The following is a 16,452-nucleotide window of genomic DNA, read 5'->3' as shown; positions in this document are numbered from 1 at the left end:
CGGAGCCCTCCATCATGGAAAAACGCGACGAACTCTACCGCGGCAAAGCCAAATCGGTTTACAAGACCGACGACGCCGACCGCTTGATCCTGCTGTTCCGTAACGACACCTCGGCGTTCGATGGCAAGCGTATCGAACAGCTCGACCGCAAAGGCATGGTGAACAACAAGTTCAACGCCTTCATCATGCAGAAACTGGAAGAAGCCGGCGTGCCGACCCAGTTCGACAAGCTGCTGGGCGACAACGAGTGCCTGGTCAAGAAGCTGGACATGATTCCGGTCGAGTGCGTGGTGCGTAACTACGCAGCGGGCAGCCTGGTCAAGCGCCTGGGCGTGGAAGAGGGCATCAAGCTCGAGCCGTCCACCTTCGAGCTGTTCCTGAAGAACGACGAGAAGGGCGACCCGTTCATCAACGAATCCCACGTCGTTGCCTTCGGTTGGGGCACCGCCGAGCAGCTGGCAGAGATGAAAAAGCTGTCGCTGAAGGTCAACGAGGTACTGACCAAGCTGTTTGACGACGCAGGCCTGCTGCTGGTCGACTTCAAGCTGGAGTTCGGCGTGTTCCACGGCCAGATCGTCCTGGGCGACGAGTTCAGCCCCGACGGCTGCCGCCTGTGGGACAAAGAAACCCGTAAGAAGATGGACAAGGACCGCTTCCGCCAGGGTCTGGGCGACGTGATCGAAGCCTACGAAGAAGTTGCCAAGCGCCTGGGCGTGCCGCTGTAAGGCGCATGTTCACGCAAGCGCCTGATACCACGCGATTTTTTTGCAAATAAAGGTTTGCGTTTTCAGAATTCGCTGGTATGATGCGCGGCATTGGAGAGATGCCGGAGTGGTCGAACGGGACGGATTCGAAATCCGTTGTACTGGCAACAGTACCTAGGGTTCAAATCCCTATCTCTCCGCCATACATGTGAAGCGCGAAACCCCTGATTCCTGATAAGGAGTCAGGGGTTTTGTGTTTTTGGGGCGCGTTCAGGGTCCGCGTTTTACCCGGCCACTGCAGGCCCTGCCATTACGTCTTGTACCCCATCCCCTGAAAGACGGCCCCGTCTCGAACGTGGTGGTTGCACCACGTGGGTATTGCGCATTTCCCGAAGTCGGCTAAATTGTACAAAAACCTATACAAAAATTAGGTGTTGTACATGTATTGCGAATGGCCTTTGACGTTGTACTTCGACGGTGCTTGCCCACTGTGCGCCAGGGAAATCGCTTTCCTGCGGCGGCGGTCGACGGGGGGCAGGCTGCTTCTGGTAGACATCGGAGATGCGGATTTCGACCCCGGATCGTTGGGCGTCACTGTCGAGCAACTGAAGGCTTCTTTGCATGGGAGGTTCGCCAATGGGCTATGGGTCACCGGCTTGGACGCGACCCTATGGAGCTGGCGGGCCGCAGGGGTGGGCATGTATGTTGCGCCACTGGCCTGGCGCCCTTTACGCCCACTGCTTGCCGGTTGTTACAGGCTTTTCTGTCGCTTGAGGCCACACTTGGCGTGGCTACCCCATCCCGACGGTGCTCTTCGTTGCACCCGTGAGGCGTCCAAATGTACCCATCGTTAGCTGCGTATTACCGCGACATTCTTATCGGCATTGGAGAAAACCCGCAGCGCGAAGGGCTTTTGGATACGCCTCAGCGTGCGGCAAAAGCAATGCAGCACCTCTGCAACGGTTATACCTTGAAGCTTGACGAGGTCATAAACGGTGCTTTGTTCGAGTCTCAGAACGATGAAATGATCGTGGTCCGTGACATTGAGCTTTATTCACTGTGCGAACACCACTTATTGCCATTTATCGGCAAGGCTCATGTCGCCTACCTGCCGACAGGACGGGTGCTCGGCCTATCGAAGGTTGCTCGTGTGGTCGACATGTTCGCGCGTCGTTTGCAGATACAGGAAAACTTAACGCGGCAAATCGCCTGTGCCATCCAGGATATTACCGATGCTGCCGGGGTGGCAGTGGTTATTGAAGCAAAGCATATGTGCATGATGATGCGCGGTGTCGAGAAGCAGAACTCCGTCATGCTGTCATCTGTGATGTTGGGCGAATTTCGCGACTCACCGACGACCCGACAAGAGTTTCTTCAGCTCATCGGGCAGAAATAACTGACACCGGTATGAAAAGAAGCGTCTGGTTGACTGGTCCATTGAGTGCCGGTCGAAGAGGGTCATTCAAATGAATTCAGTATCTACCCCGTTATCGCCCAGCCGCTTTGCTGTCCTTGGTTACGGCGGTTTGCTGCCGTTTATTGGATTAACGTTGCTTGTCCTTTTTTATGCTCAATACCGGTCGTTGTGGTCGGCTATGCTGGTGAGCTATGGCGCTGTGATATTGAGCTTCATCGGCGCCTTGCACTGGGGATTCGCCATGGCCTTGCAGGGTATGCTCGCTGAGCATCGTCGAGCGCGGCTCGTGTGGAGCGTCATACCTGCCCTTGTTGGTTGGGTCAGTACACTTGTCGCCGTGCCATTGGGCTGTTTGATGTTGACTGCCGGTTTTATCGTTCATCTTTGGCAGGACCAGAAATTGGCGCAAGCGTTGCCTCGATGGTACTTGCCGATGCGAGGGTACTTAACCCTTGTGGTGAGCCTCTGCTTGCTGCTCAGCGCATTTGCCGTGTTGTTTGAGTTCTAGCCGATCTACATGGCGGAGCCCGATCGGCTTGCACGAAGACGCAGTGCACGGCGTGCGGGCGGATGTTTTCAGCGCCAGCCCATCATCCAGATCTCTGAGTCGCGCAGTGTTCGCCAATCCAGCCATTGGCTACGGCCACTGTGCACCGCTTCCAGTTCGACACGCAGCAAGATGCCATCGTCGTCGAGCTCAAGGTCCGTCACCAGGAAGTGCTTTTCTTTATTCTCAGGGTGCCGCGCGGTCCATTTGGAGAGCTTTAATTTCGCGGGTGCAATGCGATTCATCAGGCGGTCCTCCGGTGGGCTGTTGCAGTGTTGATCGAGGCTAAACCTGTACAAGGTCAGAGCACGATATAGTCGCTGTATTGCCGTAAGCCGTCATGGGGCCCTTCGATCAGGTGCACGTAACGGCCGTTCACCCACTCAATCGGCAAACAGTCGTCGACTTCCAGTACCGTATCGATATGCTGCTTGAGCCAGTTTGCCTGCAGGCGTCGTTTGCCCAGACGCTTGGCCTCTGCCTTGTCCCTGGCCACCACCAACAGGTAACGGTGGGCCTCGCCAAACACCCCGTCCTCGTAGCCTCCAAGGTTGATGAAGAACAGTCGAGGGTCATCCGACCCAGGCGCCGCCTGACTGAACTCGACGCGGTAGTGGTCGACACCGCTGACTTCGATCCACGAGTCGATGTGCAGGCCCTGGCGGCTCCCGAACCAGCCTTGGCACAGTTGTGGGTACGTTTGCTCGAGTGAGTCGGCCTGTGCAAACAGCACGTCGTGTACCTCGATACGTGCCCGTGGATGGCGACCACCGAGCATGACTATGTACAGCATGAGCGAATCCTTCTTTCCGGCTTGGCCTCGTGCGGTGCCCAGGCCGTTGCCTGACCGGGGGCACTGCGCATGGAAATCTATGCAAGTAAGTATAATATCTGTACACGGTGCTATATTTGTACAGAATTATGGGGTGCTGCTCGTTGGGCTGCGGTCGGCGGACGGCACTGGACGACTGGATGCACCTCATGGATGACGACACCCTGATCAGCCGCCTCGAACGCAAGCCGACCAGGCGTGGAGAGCGGTCGATCCAACCTATTTTCCGCCACCTGTCCGAGGGTACATCATGAACTTGATCGCGCTTACCCAACTGGTATCGACCGGCGAAGCAAAGGAATTGGAACTGTTGTCGCTGGAGGGTGGCTTCTACGTCCTCCGTGCCTTGACCGACGCCGGTCCCGTGACATTGAGCGATGCCCATGGGCAACCGGTTCGCGTGCGGTCGACGACCGAGCTGCGGCACTTGCTGGCCGACATGCCACCGATTCCCTGCATGTTGGTCCAACAGGTGGTGCACGACGAGATGTGCGGGCAGCGTAACGGCCCCGCTGCGCCGCTGCGTGTCCCGATAACACTGACCAGCCAGTGGTAGCCTGAACGCTGCGCCTGTGCAACGTGATTCACTGTTATCAGGCGGTACACCGCGGACAGGAACACGTCCGCATCCGTGTCAGCGGGTGTCGATTTGCGTCTGCAACTGTCCGCCGACAATGGATAGTTCTTTGAGCTGTTCCCCCTCGCGCAGTACGAATAGCGCGTCCATCCCGCGTTCCTGAGCCAGGCGCGGGCCTTCGGTCTCGCCCAGGACCATCAGCGCCGTGGCCCAGGCATCGGCGAGCATGCACGAGGCCGCCACCACGGTGACGGCGGCGAGCGGACTGCACAGCGGCGCGCCGGTGGCCGGGTTCATGGTGTGAGCATAGGACTGACCGGCCACGTCGACCCAGTGTCGATAGTCGCCGGAAGTCGCGATTGAGGCATCACTGAGTTCCATCACGCCCATGACTTCACGCACGCCTCGTTTGGGCTTTTCCAGGGCCACAGCCCAGCTTTGGCCGTCAGGTTTGAGACCGCGGGCGCGCATCTCGCCATCGATACCGACCAGGTAGCGAGTGATACCCAGAGTCTCCAGGCAACGGGCCAGTTCATCCACGCCAAAACCTTTGGCGATGCCACTCAAGTCAAGGTTCAACGGCTCGCGCTTGAGCACCTGATTGCGTTGTGGATCAACCACCAATGCGGCGCTGGCTAACAGCCGGGCGCCCGGCGTCAGGGTGCCGATCGCCTGCGCGGTGACCGTCTGCTTCCCTGGGCCGAAGCCCCAGGCGTTCACCAGGTCACCGACAGCGATGTCGAAGGCACCGCCGGATTGCTGGCTGACGTGCAATGCAGCAGTCAGGACCGTTGTCAGTTCCTTGGGCACCGGCACCCATTGCTGCGCGGGGGCTGCATTGAGGCGGTTGAGGTCCGAGTCGGGTTTCCAGGTAGACATCTGCTGATCCACCCGGGCCACGGCGCGGGTCAGGCGCAACCTAACTTCGTCGATATCGAGCCCGGCGGCGGCATAAAAAAGGGCGGTATAGCGGGTACCCATGGTTTCGCCGTTCAGGCTGTAGCGCTTCAGTTCAGTAGACATCTTCACGGTAGCGTCCTTGTGCCCTGAGGGTCAGTACACTGAGGTTAAGCGGCGCCAATACTTCATCAAGGGCCTGCTTGACGCCCTTGGCCATTTCGCGGCTGCCACACACCAGTACTTGGGCACCTTTTTCAAACAGCCTGCGCAAGGCCAGGGCATCGCTGATCAGCCTGTCCTGCACGTAGCTGCGGTCCTGGACCTGAGAAAAGGCGGCTCGCAGTGCCGTTAGGCGGCGGTCGGACAAATATTGGTTGAGCTGCGGTTCGTAGAGAAAGTCCGAGGCTGGGTTGCGGCCGCCCCAATACAAGTGCATCGGGTGTCGGGCCTTGTTGTTGCGGATAAAGCCGGCCAGAGGACCGATACCGGTACCGGCGCCGATCAGGATCACCGGGTGCACGCCCGACGCGGGACGAAATTGCGGGTTGGGCTGGATGAAGGCTTCGATCTGCGCGCCGATGTCCAGGCCATGAAGATACTCCGAGCACTGGCCAGCGGTGTGTTTACGCACACAGATCTCCAACGTGCCGTCTTGGGAACCGCTGGCCAGCGAGTAGAGGCGGGGGATTGGGCTGCCCGGGGGGAAAATCCCTACCAGGTCGCCGGCCAGGAAGCCTGGCAGTTCGCCGCAAGCCTTGAAGCGCAGGATATGGGTAGGTGCGTTCACTTCTTCGCCATAGGTGATCCGCTCTGTCAACTGCAATGAATGGGTACGCGGCTGTTGCGGGGTGTGAACCAGTGCCAACTCCTGTCCCAACACGTCGCTCAACGCGTGGCCCCAGCGAGCGAACTCCTGAGAAGACTGGCGGTTGATGGTTTCCAGTCCCAGCAATGGCGAGCCACCGGCCTGCACCATTGCATCCTGCACTTGGTACGCGTACTGACAGAACTGCGCAAACTGGCGATCGCCCAGGCCCAGCACTGCGAAGGGCAGGCCGGGCTTGAGGCCGGTTTTGGCGAGCCGCGCGAGGAACTGCGAAGCCGAAGCCGGCGCATCGCCGTCTCCGTGGGTCGCTGTGAGGATGAACACCCGTTGGGCATTACGGTAATCGGCCGACCATTCATTCATCGCCGTGCTGTGCACTTGATGGCCACTCTGGTGCAAGGCGTCATGCAAGGTCTTGGCAAAACCCCAGGTGCTGTTGTTTTCACTGCCAACCAGAATCACGCTGTCGGCGGAGTGAGCCGGGCTGTTGTGGCGGATGCTCGGGCCGGCTTTGCGGCGGCGCCACCATAACACTATGCCGGTCACGCTCATCAACGGCACGCAGAGGGCGCATAGCCCCAGCGGCAGGCCCAGCCACCAGAGGCCTTCGCCTGTATGCAACTGGTAGACCAGTTCGTAGAGGTTGTGCATCGAATCATGCGTTTGATAGGACAGTAAGGCGCCGCTGGCCTGGTCCACATAGCCGTCGCCCTGGCCCGTGCGCAGGGAAAACACATCGTGGGGGTTGCCGGGACTCGGGTAGACCAACTCGCGCAGGTCGTTCAGGTCGGTGGCCTGCAAGGCTTGCAGCTTCGCCACCGGCAAAGCCGGGCCGGCATTGAGGTGAGTGGGGAAGGCGGGTTCATGTTGATTGCCCTCAGCGATCAAACCAAAGGTGGTGGCGGACATATAGAGCCCGGTCAATGCCGACAGCAGCATCCCGAGCAAGGCCAGTCGCCCGACTTCAGCGTGCCAGCGCTGGCTGAAAGTACCCCGCAGCGGCCGCAGCAGGTTGTGCCAGCCACCCAGGCGCCGGGCCAGCAATAGCGCGCCGGACACTGACAACGTCAGTATGAACAGGGCACCGATAGCCGACACTCCATGTCCCGGTGTGCCGAGCAATAACGAGCGGTGCAGGTTTTTCATCCAGCGGGAGAACGCGGATGGTTCGTAAGGGGCGAGGCCTTGGCCGGTCAGAGGGTCGACCTTTTCCGCTCGGGCCTGGCCATTCTGGTTGTAGTAGACGATCACCGTGCCGGACGCTGAGCGTTGGATCTGCTCCACGCCTGTAAAGTGGTTGGCAACGCGATCTGCCAGTTGGGCGACGGTGCGTTCTCCGGCAGAGGTGGACGTGGTGTGTAGGCGTTCCAGCGCTGGCTCGACAGACAGGATCGCGCCGCTCATGGCCAATACCATGACCAACAGCGCGGCGATCAGGCCAGGAAGAGAATGGAACTGGCGAAGCATGTTCAGCCTCCAGCGGTGGCGGGTGTTACAGATCGTAAGTAAAGGTGTCGACGTAGACACTGCCGGCCGCGGGCTTGCCTGAGCCCTTGGACGTCAGGGGTACGCTCACATCGCCGCGGGCGTCACGTTTGTCCTCCACCGCGCTGTCGATGCGAATCTGATACCCGGCATCGATCAGGGTGTCTGCCAGTTCCACGCTGACGTTGAGCGTGCTTCCACTGCCGACACTGGCGCCGCTGACCCCATCGAACTCACTCGGGTTCATGCCGCTGCCACGGGCCCAGTCGCCCAAGTGTTTGTAATATTTGGCCTTCTTGCCGGCTACCCAGAGGGTTTTCTGATATTGGCCATTGGCATCGGTGACGTAGATCGCCAGGTAGGCATCGTTACCGCTGTAGTCCTTGAGTTGTGTGGTCAAGGTCACTTCGCGGGCCTGGGCCAGCGCCGGCAGCGCAATGGCGCCGACGAGGCAGGTTGCTGCAATGATCTTTTTCATGAAAGCGTCCTGTTGATCGTTGGATCGAGAGTCTGGACCTGCTTGCTGACAGCAACCTGAAACTCATCGACAGGTGAGGCGTCGTTCGGCGCGAGGGCTGCGGCCAGGGCGTAACCGCTGACCAGCAGGCTCAACCGCCTGGCATTGGCGATACAATCTGATTTCATGATCTATCTCCTGCCGGGGTCGGTGTCTGTGGCATACCCTAAGGTGCATTCCTGACAACCAGCTGAATCTTCAGATTCACGTCAGCTAGGACGATTAAGGTGCCGCCCGACAACCATCACAGGAGGTGTCAGATGCGAGTTCTATTGGTCGAGGACGCTCCAGGCTTGGGGGAAGCGGTGCGCGAGCAGATTGCCGATGACGGCCACGCCGTCGATTGGGTGCAGCGCCTGGATCACGCACGCACTAGCGTCCGTACTACGCCTTACGACTTGATTCTGCTGGACCTGATGCTCCCGGATGGGCTTGGCCTAGATTTTCTGCGTCAACAACGCTCGGCAGGGGAGGTGACGCCGGTGATCATCCTGACCGCACAGGACCAGATATCCGATCGTATCGCGGGTCTCAATGCCGGTGCCGATGACTACCTGGTTAAACCGTTCGACCTGTTTGAGCTCTCGGCCCGTGTAGCGGCGGTGGCCCGACGTTATAGCGGCAACCCCAATCCACAGATCAAGCTCGGCGACTTGCAGGTCGACATGAGTGCCCGTACGGTGCAGCGCAGCGGTGCGACGGTGGACCTCACGGCGCGGGAGTGGGCGCTGTTCGAGGCGTTTGTACAACGCCCCGGTGCGCTGCTGTCCAAATCGCAGCTTGAAGAGCGGCTGTATGCCTTCGGCGCCGAAATCGAAAGCAATACCATCGAGGTCTACATCAGCCGCCTACGTAAAAAACTTGGGCGCGACCTGATTGAAACCGTGCGGGGCATGGGCTACCGGTTGATGTCCGCATGAAGCCGTCTTCGAGCCTGCAAATACGTCTCGGCCTGGGGCTAACCCTGGGAATGACTTTACTCTGGCTGCTGGCGACAGTTGGTGCCTGGCTGGTGGTGCGACACGAGTTGAACGAAGCGTTCGACGGCGCGTTGGAAGAGACAGCGCAACGCATCCTGCCTTTGGTCGAGCTCGAAATCAGCAATCGGCAAGCGCCTCGGACTGCGCAGCACGTTGCGACCCTGAAAATGCACAAGGAATACCTGACGTACCTGGTGCGCGATGCCAAGGGCAAGATTCTGATGCAGTCTCACGACGCCAATCCGGAGATCTTCAATCGACAACCCACCGAAGGTTTTTCCACTTCTGAAAAGTACCGACTGTATGGCGCCAGTGCACTGCGCCAGACGTTGTTCATCGAGATTGCCGAACCGCTTGGTCACCGTCGCGAAGCCGCGCGGGAGGCCTTGTTTGCGTTGTTGTTGCCTTTGTTGGTGTTGATTCCTATCAGCCTGCTGGGCACCTGGTTATTTGTGCGTTTCAGCCTTGGCAGCGTGCTGGCTTACCGCCGTGCTATCGAAGCGCGTGGTGTGGGTGATCTGTCGCCGATCAAGGTGGAGCACCTGCCGGCTGAAATCGATCCGCTGGCTGAGGCGGTCAATCACCTGCTGGAGCGCTTGCGCAATGCCCTGGAGGCCGAGCGCAGCTTTACCGCCAACAGTGCCCACGAACTACGCACACCGTTGGCCTCGACCCTGGCGCAGATCCAGCGGTTACACCGTGAAGCGACCGACGGTCCATTGCGAAGGCGTGCGCAGAAGATCGAGAACGCGTTGCGCGAGCTTTCACGGCTTTCAGAAAAACTCATGCAGCTGGCCAAAGCCGAGGGCGGCGGGCTGTTGTCCGAAACGCCACAGGACCTGATTCCATTGCTTGCCCACGGAGTGGACGAGTGGAACCAACGCAGCGGGCAGCGCATTGAGTTGCAACTGCCAAGCCAGACGGGTGTCTACTCGATCATCGACCCGGATGCCTTTGGCATTCTGCTGCGCAACCTGATTGAAAATGCGCTGAAGTATGGAGCAACGGACCAACCGGTCGAAGTCAGCCTGACCGAACAAGCACAGCTACGGGTTATCAATAGCGGCCCAACGGTGCCGAAGTCTACCTTGGAGCACCTGACCGAGCGTTTTGTGCGCGGTCACAGTGAGATCAGTGGTTCTGGACTGGGCTTGGCGATTGCCAAAACCATCGTGCAGGGGGTGAATGCCAGAATGAAATTGCGCTCCCCGGCAACAGGTCGAGAAGACGGGTTTGAAGTCTGCATCTGGTTACCGCTTGTCCCCAACCTAAAAGACTGAGATGTCACCGGCGTTCTATTGGTACCATGAATCAGCCCTTGCCGGGAGCACATCACGCCTTGGAAAACGGTAGGTTTTCTGGGGCTTTTCCGTGCTGCGGTCTGAATGTTTTATCCTCCCCAGCGCAGCTTCCTCCAGCAGCGCCTTGGCCATTGGGTCCAGGTCATGCGAGGCCCGGATGAGCGTTCATCGCTGTCGATCGTGCACGCGAGGGGCATGTCCCTTACGTAGCCCAACAGCCTCTGGTGCGGGGGTGATGGCGTCCGATCGCAAGCTGCGCCAGCTCCCACAGGTTCACCGTGGGAGCCCTTTCCAGGATCTTCAATGAGAATGCCGTGGCACTCCGCCCGTCCTGGCGATCACACGCATGTGCAGCGTCGCCGGCTCCAGGCAGCCGCCGGTGGACAACTGCCCAACGAGTTGGCGATAGAGCTCCTGCCATGGTGTCTGCGAGGCAGGGATGTTCGGCGTCCAGGCTGCACGCCGGCGTGCCACCTCTTCGTCGTCCACCAGAAGGTCGACGCGCCGCTGGTTGAGGTCCACCCGTAGCCAGTCGTTGGTCTGCAGCAGCGCCAGGCCACCGCCGACGGCTGCCTCCGGTGACATGTTGAGGATCGAAGGGCTGGCCGACGTACCGCTCTGGCGTCCGTCCCCCAGACACGGCAGCGAGTCGATGCCTTTCTTGATCAGCGCGGCAGGTGGCGCCATGTTGACCACCTCGGCGCTGCCTGGGTAACCCACGGTGCCGGCGCCACGAATCACCAGAATGCAACGCTCGTCGATGTCCAGTTCAGGGTCGTCGATGCGGGCGTGGTAGTCCTCTGGCCCCTCGAACACGATGGCCCTGGCCTCGAAGCTGTTCTCCTTGCCGGGTTCGGCCAGATAGGTCTTGCGGAAGGCTTCACCGACGACCGACATCTTCATGATCGCACTGTCGAAGAAGTTGCCGCTGAGCACGATGAATCCGGCGTTGTGCTTGAGCGGGGCATCGAACGGGAGAATGACTTCGCGATTGCTGGTGACTGCATCGCGAACCACCTCGCCGATGGTCTTGCCGCTGACTGTCGCGCATGCCTCGTGCAGACGGCCGGCCTTGCGCAGTTCGTGCATCACCGCCGGTACGCCGCCCGCGCGGTGGAAGCCTTCACCCAGGTATTTGCCCGCCGGCATGCAGTTGACCAGCAGCGGCACGTCCTCTCCGATGCGCTGCCAGTCGTCCAGCGACAGCTCGATGCCCATGTGCCGGGCGATAGCGATCAGGTGCGGCGGACAGTTGCTCGAAGCGCCCAGGGCCGAAGCCACGGCAATGGCATTCTCGAACGCCTCGCGGGTCATGATCGACGACGGGCGTACGTCCTGCATCACCAGCTCGCAGATGCGTCGGCCGGTGGCATAGGCCATCTGCCCGCGTTCGCGGTAGGGCGCGGGGATGCTTGCACAGCCTGGCAGCGACATGCCCAGTGCCTCGGCCAGGGCGTTCATCGACAGTGCCGTGCCCATGGTGTTGCAGTGGCCAACCGACGGCGAGGCGGCGGTGGTCATCTCCATGAAGCCTTCGTAGTCGATTTCGCCCGCGGCCATCAGGTTGCGCGCATGCCACAACACCGTGCCCGACCCGATCAGCTGGCCCTTGTGGTGGCCATCGAGCATAGGCCCACCGGAGAGCACGATGGCTGGCATGTCCGTGGTGGCAGCGGCCATCAGGCAGGCCGGTGTGGTCTTGTCGCAGCCGGTGGTCAGCACGACGCCATCCAGCGGGTAGCCGTGGAGGATTTCCACCAGGCCCAGGTAGGCGAGATTACGGTCCAGCGCGGCGGTTGGTCGGCGGCTCTGCTCGGCGATCGGGTGCACCGGAAACTCCATGGGGATCCCTCCAGCATCGCGAATCCCCGCCTTGACCCGTTGGGCCAGTTCCAGGTGGTGGCGGTTGCAAGGCGTCAGGTCGCTGCCGGTCTGGGCGATGCCGATGATCGGCCGCCCGGATTGCAGTTCGTCGCGGGTCAGGCCGTAGTTCATGTAGCGCTCGACGTACAGCGCGGTCATGTCGGCGTGGCTCGGGTCGTCGAACCATTGCTGGCTGCGCAACGGGCGTTTCAGGGTATCGGTCATGTCATTCTCTCTTGTATTTATGGGCACCGGTCGGCGTTGCAACACGCTGGCCTGGGCAAGGCTGGGCACCCCTGAGACGGTGCTGCCAATCGCGTTATCACGGGTTTCGGTCAACAGCCAGGTGCCGATCAGGGCTAGCTCAGACAGCGCCAGTGTATAGAGCGTCAGCACCCAGTAGGCCCCACCGGTCAGGCCGACCAGAAGATACCCAGGATCGGCGCCAGGCCGCCGGAGCGTATGGCGCCGATTTCATGTGCCAGGGGTGCCCGTTGCGTCAGTGTTGCAGCAGCCCTCGGGCGGCCAGGTTGCGCATCATCGCGCCGAGGCCGAAGGTCCAGGGGTGGGCCTTGTCACTCGTGGTCACCTGGTTGTGCAACTGGCCCAGCAAGGGGCTGGCGATGCGCACCTGGTCGCCAGGCTTGTGGGTGAACCCCGCACCAGGCAGGTCGCGGTCCTCGGTCGGGGCGAACAGGGTGCCGAGGAACAGTAGGAAACCGTCGGGGTACTGGTGGTTTTCATTGAGCGTCTGCCGGACCAGATCCTCTGGGTCGCGACTGATCTGATCCATCGAGCTGCTGCCGATCAGGCGGTAACCGTCGGTGCCTACGACTTCCAGGTCGATCACGCAGCGGCGCACCGCGTCCAGGTCGAAGGTCTCGTCAAACAGTCGAATGAACGGGCCGACCGCGCAGGAGGCGTTGTTGTCCTTGGCCTTGCTCAGCAGCAGCGCGCTGCGCCCCTCGAAGTCGCGCAGGTTGACGTCATTGCCCAGGGTCGCGCCGTGGATGCGACCGCGGCTGTCCACTGCAAGCACCACCTCAGGCTCGGGGTTGTTCCAGGCCGAATGCGGATGCACGCCGATGGCGCTGCCACTGCCGACCGCCGCCAACACCGGGGCCTTGGTGAACACCTCGGCATCCGGGCCGATGCCGACCTCCAGATACTGCGACCACATGCCCTGTTCGATCAGCAGTGCCTTGAGCGCCATGGCCTGTTGAGAACCAGGGCGCACTGCGCGCAGGTTGTCGCCGATCACCGAGCGCACCGTGGCGCGCACGGACTCCGCCTTGCTGGCATCGCCACCAGCCTGCTCCTCGATCACCCGCTCGATCATGCTGGCGGCGAAGGTCACGCCCGCCGCTTTGATCACCTGCAGGTCGACCGGCGCGAGCAGATAGGGCAGGTCGGCGTCGAACGCTTCGCCGCTGTTGCCCAGCAAGTCCTCTACGCTGCCCAGGAAGCGGCCTGGGGTGCTGCGCACTGCCTGCACGGGGTCTTGGCTTTCGAGTAGCTGGCTGAGGGTGGCGAAGCGCTCGGAGAGATCGAACACGCCATCGGCTCGCAGGGTGATCAGCGAAGGGCCCCCAGGTTCGCCGGGGGTCCAGGCGCGACCGATCAGGGTGCCGGTCAGGCCATCCTCGGGCAGGGTGTTGGCGGGCGTGAGGGTTATCGGCATGGCATCAAATCTCTTGGAACAGGAAAGCTGCACGCTAGGCAAGCCGCGCGATAAACTCCAATGGCATCTTTTCACTATTCGATAACATATGGTTATTGCAACAAAGGTGGATCACATGTCGGACCTGTCTTTCTCCCACGTCTGCAACTGGCTCAAGTTCCGCCACCTGTTGCTCATCGACACCCTTGGGCGCACCCACAACATGCACTTGGCGGCGCAGCAGATGAACCTTACCCAGCCGGCGATCAGCAAGATGCTCAAGGAAATCGAAAACCTGCTCGGTTTCGCCCTGTTCGACCGCCTGCCGCGCAGCATGCCGCCCACCGCATTGGGCGAGCAGGTATTGCGCTATGCCCAGGTCGCATTGAACGATGCGCGCAACTTCGTCGATCAGATCGACAGCCTGCGCCAGGGTGGGCACGGCCACTTGAAGGTGGGTGGCATTTTCGCGGCCACCGCCGTGGCGTTGCCGGATGCCATCGTCGAGATCAAGCAGCGCAAGCCACTGCTGTCGATCGAGGTGGTGGAGCAAACCAGCGATCACCTGATGGCCATGCTCGAAGACAAGATCCTGCACCTGGCTGTGGCCCGCTTTACCGACGTGTCCCAGCGCCAGCGCTTCGACTTCCAGCCGCTGGCGCCGGAGCCCTTCTGCTTCGTGGTCAACGACCAGCACCCTTTGAGCAATGTTGGGCCGGTGACCTTGCCACAATTGCTGGAGTGGCCGTGGATTCTCTACCCCAAGGGCACGCCCATCCGCGGACGCATGGAGCGGGCCTTCGCCGAGGCGGGCGTTGCCGTGCCGCGCAACACCATCGATACCATTTCCATGCAGACCTTCCTCAAGGTGCTACTGGGCGGGCCCATGATCGGCATGTTGCCCCAGGCGATGGTCGAGCCGCACCTGGCCAGTGGCGTGCTGGTCAATCTGGACACGCCACTGCACCTCACACCCCAGGACTACGGCATTCTCACCCGCAAGGGTGAGCCCTTGAGCGGCGCGGCCTTGGAGTTTGCCGAGATCCTCCTGACGCATGCGCGTCGCGTTTCGGAGGATTGATAACGTTCCGTTATCGGATGATCCCTAAAAGCCATTGGGCAAGAATCGCAGAGCCGCCTAGATTAGCGCCCCATGTCTTTCGTAACGCCGAGGAATCACCCATGACGTCACACGCAGGCCAACAATTCATCGGTGGGGGCCGCCGCGCTACTGGCCAGGCGACCCTTTACAGCATCGATGCGCGCACCGGACAGGCACTGCCCGAAGCCTTTCATCAAGCCACGGAACAGGAGGTGGACGCCGCTGCCCGTGCGGCAGCTGCAGCCTATCCGGTCTACCGGGCACTGTCCGCCGCGCGCCGGGCCGAGTTCCTCGATGCGATCGCCGACGCCCTGGATGGCTTGGGTGATGACTTCATCGAAACCGTATGCCGTGAAACGGCCTTGCCCCCCGCGCGTATCCAGGGCGAGAGGGTGCGGACCAGCGGCCAGCTGAGGCTGTTCGCCACCGTACTGCGACGAGGTGATTTCACCGGCGCTCGCATCGATCGTGCACAGCCCGAGCGTCAGCCAGTGCCTCGCCTGGACATCCGCCAATGCCGCATAGGCCTGGGGCCGGTCGCCGTCTTTGGCGCCAGCAACTTCCCCCTGGCATTCTCGACGGCCGGTGGCGATACAGCCGCAGCGTTGGCCGCCGGCTGCCCCGTGGTGTTCAAGGCACACAGCGGCCACATGGCCACGGCGCAGTGGGTCGCCGAGGCGATCGTCGGCGCTGCTGAACGCTGCGCCATGCCGGCGGGTGTATTCAACATGGTGTTTGGCGGCAGGGTCGGCGAGGCGTTGGTCAAGCACCCTGACATTCAGGCCGTCGGCTTCACCGGTTCGCTCAAGGGGGGGCGTGCCTTGTGCGATATGGCGGCGGCGCGACCTCGACCGATTCCGGTATTCGCCGAAATGAGCAGCATCAACCCGGTGCTGGTGCTGCCCCAGGCGCTGGCCGTTCGCGGCGAGGCCGTGGCACGTGAACTGACCGCTTCGGTGGTATTGGGATGTGGACAGTTCTGCACCAACCCAGGCTTGGTGCTGGGGGTACGCTCAGCGCAATTCAGCGCCTTCGTCGAGCACCTGTGCGCACAGATGGCCGAGCAGGCGCCGCAAACCATGCTCAACGCCGACACCCTGGCCAGCTACGCCCGGGGGGTAGCCACCCTCAAGGCGCGGGCCGGCATCCGCCTTCTTGCAGGGGCCGAGCAGCAGGGTAACCAGGCCTGGCCTCAGCTGTTCCAGGCCGATGCGCACTTGTTGCTGGAGGGGGAGCCGCTGCTGCAAGAAGAGATCTTCGGCCCGGCCACGGTGGTGGTTGAACTGGCTGACCAGGACCAGCTTGTTGCCGCGTTGCACGCGCTTGGCGGCCAACTGACCGCCACGCTGATTGGCGAACCCGGCGACCTGGCGCAGGCCGCGCCTTGGGTGGCGGTGCTCGAACAGAAGGTTGGCCGGGTGCTGGTCAACGGTTACCCGACTGGCGTCGAAGTCAGTGACGCGATGGTTCATGGTGGCCCGTATCCGGCCACCTCGGACAGCCGTGGCACCTCTGTCGGCACGCTGGCGATCGACCGCTTCCTGCGTCCGGTGTGCTACCAGAACTTCCCTGATGCACTGCTTCCCGAGGCACTGCGCGACGCCAACCCCCTGGGGCTGCTGAGATTGGTCGACGGCCAGCCCACCCGTGAACCGATTCGCTGAACACTGCTACCGATAGGCGCAATACCACCGGGTGCGGTCGTACCCGGTGCTCATTCGATAACAACAACAGGCATGCA

At 61.3% G+C, this 16,452-nt stretch carries 17 protein-coding genes and 1 tRNA gene; 10 read left to right on the top strand and 8 right to left on the bottom strand.

Annotated elements, in window-relative coordinates; all coding sequences use genetic code 11:
• Nucleotides 1-14: 14 nt before the first annotated feature.
• The 5 genes from purC (at nucleotide 15) to IF103_RS17955 (ending at nucleotide 2,629) form a co-directional block, all read left to right on the top strand.
• Entirely contained in the window at nucleotides 15-725 is a 711-nt protein-coding gene (gene purC, locus IF103_RS17975) for a phosphoribosylaminoimidazolesuccinocarboxamide synthase (RefSeq protein WP_023381871.1), read from the top strand.
• 92 nt (nucleotides 726-817) lie between these two features.
• Nucleotides 818-907 (top strand) — tRNA-Ser (locus IF103_RS17970).
• A 237-nt stretch (nucleotides 908-1,144) separates the two neighbouring features.
• Nucleotides 1,145-1,558 (top strand): thiol-disulfide oxidoreductase DCC family protein, encoded by a 414-nt coding sequence (locus IF103_RS17965; RefSeq protein WP_023381808.1) that lies wholly within the window; start codon nucleotides 1,145-1,147, stop codon nucleotides 1,556-1,558.
• On the top strand, nucleotides 1,543-2,100 hold the full coding sequence (gene folE / locus IF103_RS17960) for a GTP cyclohydrolase I FolE (protein WP_023381807.1): 558 nt from the start codon (nucleotides 1,543-1,545) through the stop codon (nucleotides 2,098-2,100). The genes IF103_RS17965 and folE overlap by 16 nt, the downstream gene beginning before the upstream one ends.
• Before the next feature lie 70 nt (nucleotides 2,101-2,170).
• Nucleotides 2,171-2,629 (top strand): DUF3429 domain-containing protein, encoded by a 459-nt coding sequence (locus tag IF103_RS17955; RefSeq protein WP_104881360.1) that lies wholly within the window; start codon nucleotides 2,171-2,173, stop codon nucleotides 2,627-2,629.
• Nucleotides 2,630-2,697: 68 nt separating this feature from the next.
• On the opposite strand, the gene IF103_RS17950 is transcribed toward IF103_RS17955, so the two are convergent.
• Nucleotides 2,698-2,913, bottom strand: a complete 216-nt coding sequence (locus IF103_RS17950) for a TIGR02450 family Trp-rich protein (protein WP_202675525.1) — start codon at nucleotides 2,911-2,913, stop codon at nucleotides 2,698-2,700.
• A gap of 56 nt (nucleotides 2,914-2,969) precedes the next feature.
• Nucleotides 2,970-3,461 carry a DUF1543 domain-containing protein gene (locus IF103_RS17945; RefSeq protein WP_023381804.1) on the bottom strand — a complete coding sequence of 164 codons (492 nt, stop codon included), beginning with the start codon at nucleotides 3,459-3,461 and terminating at the stop codon, nucleotides 2,970-2,972.
• Between the two features lie 289 nt (nucleotides 3,462-3,750).
• Here IF103_RS17945 and IF103_RS17940 point away from each other — a divergent pair, with 289 nt between their 5' ends.
• Nucleotides 3,751-4,056: a DUF6482 family protein gene (locus IF103_RS17940; protein ID WP_023381803.1), complete on the top strand. Its 306-nt coding sequence runs from the start codon at nucleotides 3,751-3,753 to the stop codon at nucleotides 4,054-4,056.
• Nucleotides 4,057-4,134: 78 nt separating this feature from the next.
• Here the strand turns inward: IF103_RS17940 and IF103_RS17935 are convergent, their stop codons facing one another.
• The 4 genes from IF103_RS17935 to IF103_RS17920 are packed head-to-tail and all read right to left on the bottom strand — an operon-like array spanning nucleotide 4,135 to nucleotide 7,933.
• The gene (locus IF103_RS17935; RefSeq protein WP_202676177.1) at nucleotides 4,135-5,100 is read right to left on the bottom strand and encodes an FAD:protein FMN transferase; all 966 of its coding nucleotides are present in this window, start codon (nucleotides 5,098-5,100) and stop codon (nucleotides 4,135-4,137) included.
• Nucleotides 5,090-7,270 carry a PepSY domain-containing protein gene (locus tag IF103_RS17930; protein ID WP_202675524.1) on the bottom strand — a complete coding sequence of 727 codons (2,181 nt, stop codon included), beginning with the start codon at nucleotides 7,268-7,270 and terminating at the stop codon, nucleotides 5,090-5,092. Before IF103_RS17930 ends, IF103_RS17935 begins: the two co-directional genes overlap by 11 nt.
• Before the next feature lie 25 nt (nucleotides 7,271-7,295).
• Complete coding sequence (locus tag IF103_RS17925) at nucleotides 7,296-7,766, bottom strand: DUF2271 domain-containing protein (RefSeq protein ID WP_023381799.1); 471 nt, start codon at nucleotides 7,764-7,766, stop codon at nucleotides 7,296-7,298.
• Nucleotides 7,763-7,933 (bottom strand): hypothetical protein, encoded by a 171-nt coding sequence (locus IF103_RS17920; protein ID WP_158491101.1) that lies wholly within the window; start codon nucleotides 7,931-7,933, stop codon nucleotides 7,763-7,765. Before IF103_RS17920 ends, IF103_RS17925 begins: the two co-directional genes overlap by 4 nt.
• Nucleotides 7,934-8,065: 132 nt before the next feature.
• Between IF103_RS17920 and IF103_RS17915 the strand changes: the two genes are divergently transcribed.
• Both IF103_RS17915 and IF103_RS17910 read left to right on the top strand, forming a co-directional pair.
• Complete coding sequence (locus IF103_RS17915; RefSeq protein ID WP_023381798.1) at nucleotides 8,066-8,725, top strand: response regulator transcription factor; 660 nt, start codon at nucleotides 8,066-8,068, stop codon at nucleotides 8,723-8,725.
• Nucleotides 8,722-10,065 (top strand): sensor histidine kinase, encoded by a 1,344-nt coding sequence (locus IF103_RS17910; RefSeq protein ID WP_202675523.1) that lies wholly within the window; start codon nucleotides 8,722-8,724, stop codon nucleotides 10,063-10,065. Before IF103_RS17915 ends, IF103_RS17910 begins: the two co-directional genes overlap by 4 nt.
• Nucleotides 10,066-10,386: 321 nt before the next feature.
• Here IF103_RS17910 and IF103_RS17905 read toward each other — a convergent pair whose 3' ends face one another.
• Together IF103_RS17905 and IF103_RS17900 are read right to left on the bottom strand one after the other, a co-directional pair.
• Entirely contained in the window at nucleotides 10,387-12,174 is a 1,788-nt protein-coding gene (locus tag IF103_RS17905; protein ID WP_027907413.1) for an IlvD/Edd family dehydratase, read from the bottom strand.
• Nucleotides 12,175-12,448: 274 nt separating this feature from the next.
• Nucleotides 12,449-13,630 (bottom strand): fumarylacetoacetate hydrolase family protein, encoded by a 1,182-nt coding sequence (locus tag IF103_RS17900; RefSeq protein ID WP_027907414.1) that lies wholly within the window; start codon nucleotides 13,628-13,630, stop codon nucleotides 12,449-12,451.
• A 115-nt stretch (nucleotides 13,631-13,745) separates the two neighbouring features.
• Here IF103_RS17900 and IF103_RS17895 point away from each other — a divergent pair, with 115 nt between their 5' ends.
• Both IF103_RS17895 and IF103_RS17890 read left to right on the top strand, forming a co-directional pair.
• The gene (locus IF103_RS17895; protein WP_027907415.1) at nucleotides 13,746-14,690 is read left to right on the top strand and encodes a LysR family transcriptional regulator; all 945 of its coding nucleotides are present in this window, start codon (nucleotides 13,746-13,748) and stop codon (nucleotides 14,688-14,690) included.
• A gap of 101 nt (nucleotides 14,691-14,791) precedes the next feature.
• Nucleotides 14,792-16,375: an aldehyde dehydrogenase (NADP(+)) gene (locus tag IF103_RS17890; RefSeq protein WP_202675522.1), complete on the top strand. Its 1,584-nt coding sequence runs from the start codon at nucleotides 14,792-14,794 to the stop codon at nucleotides 16,373-16,375.
• Nucleotides 16,376-16,452: the final 77 nt, after the last annotated feature.

This window comes from Pseudomonas sp. SK2 (assembly GCF_016772395.1).
GTDB classification, from domain to species: Bacteria; Pseudomonadota; Gammaproteobacteria; order Pseudomonadales; family Pseudomonadaceae; genus Aquipseudomonas; species Aquipseudomonas taiwanensis.
The sequence above is the reverse complement of the archived record's forward strand: the minus strand, read 5'-3'. Positions and strand labels throughout refer to the sequence as shown.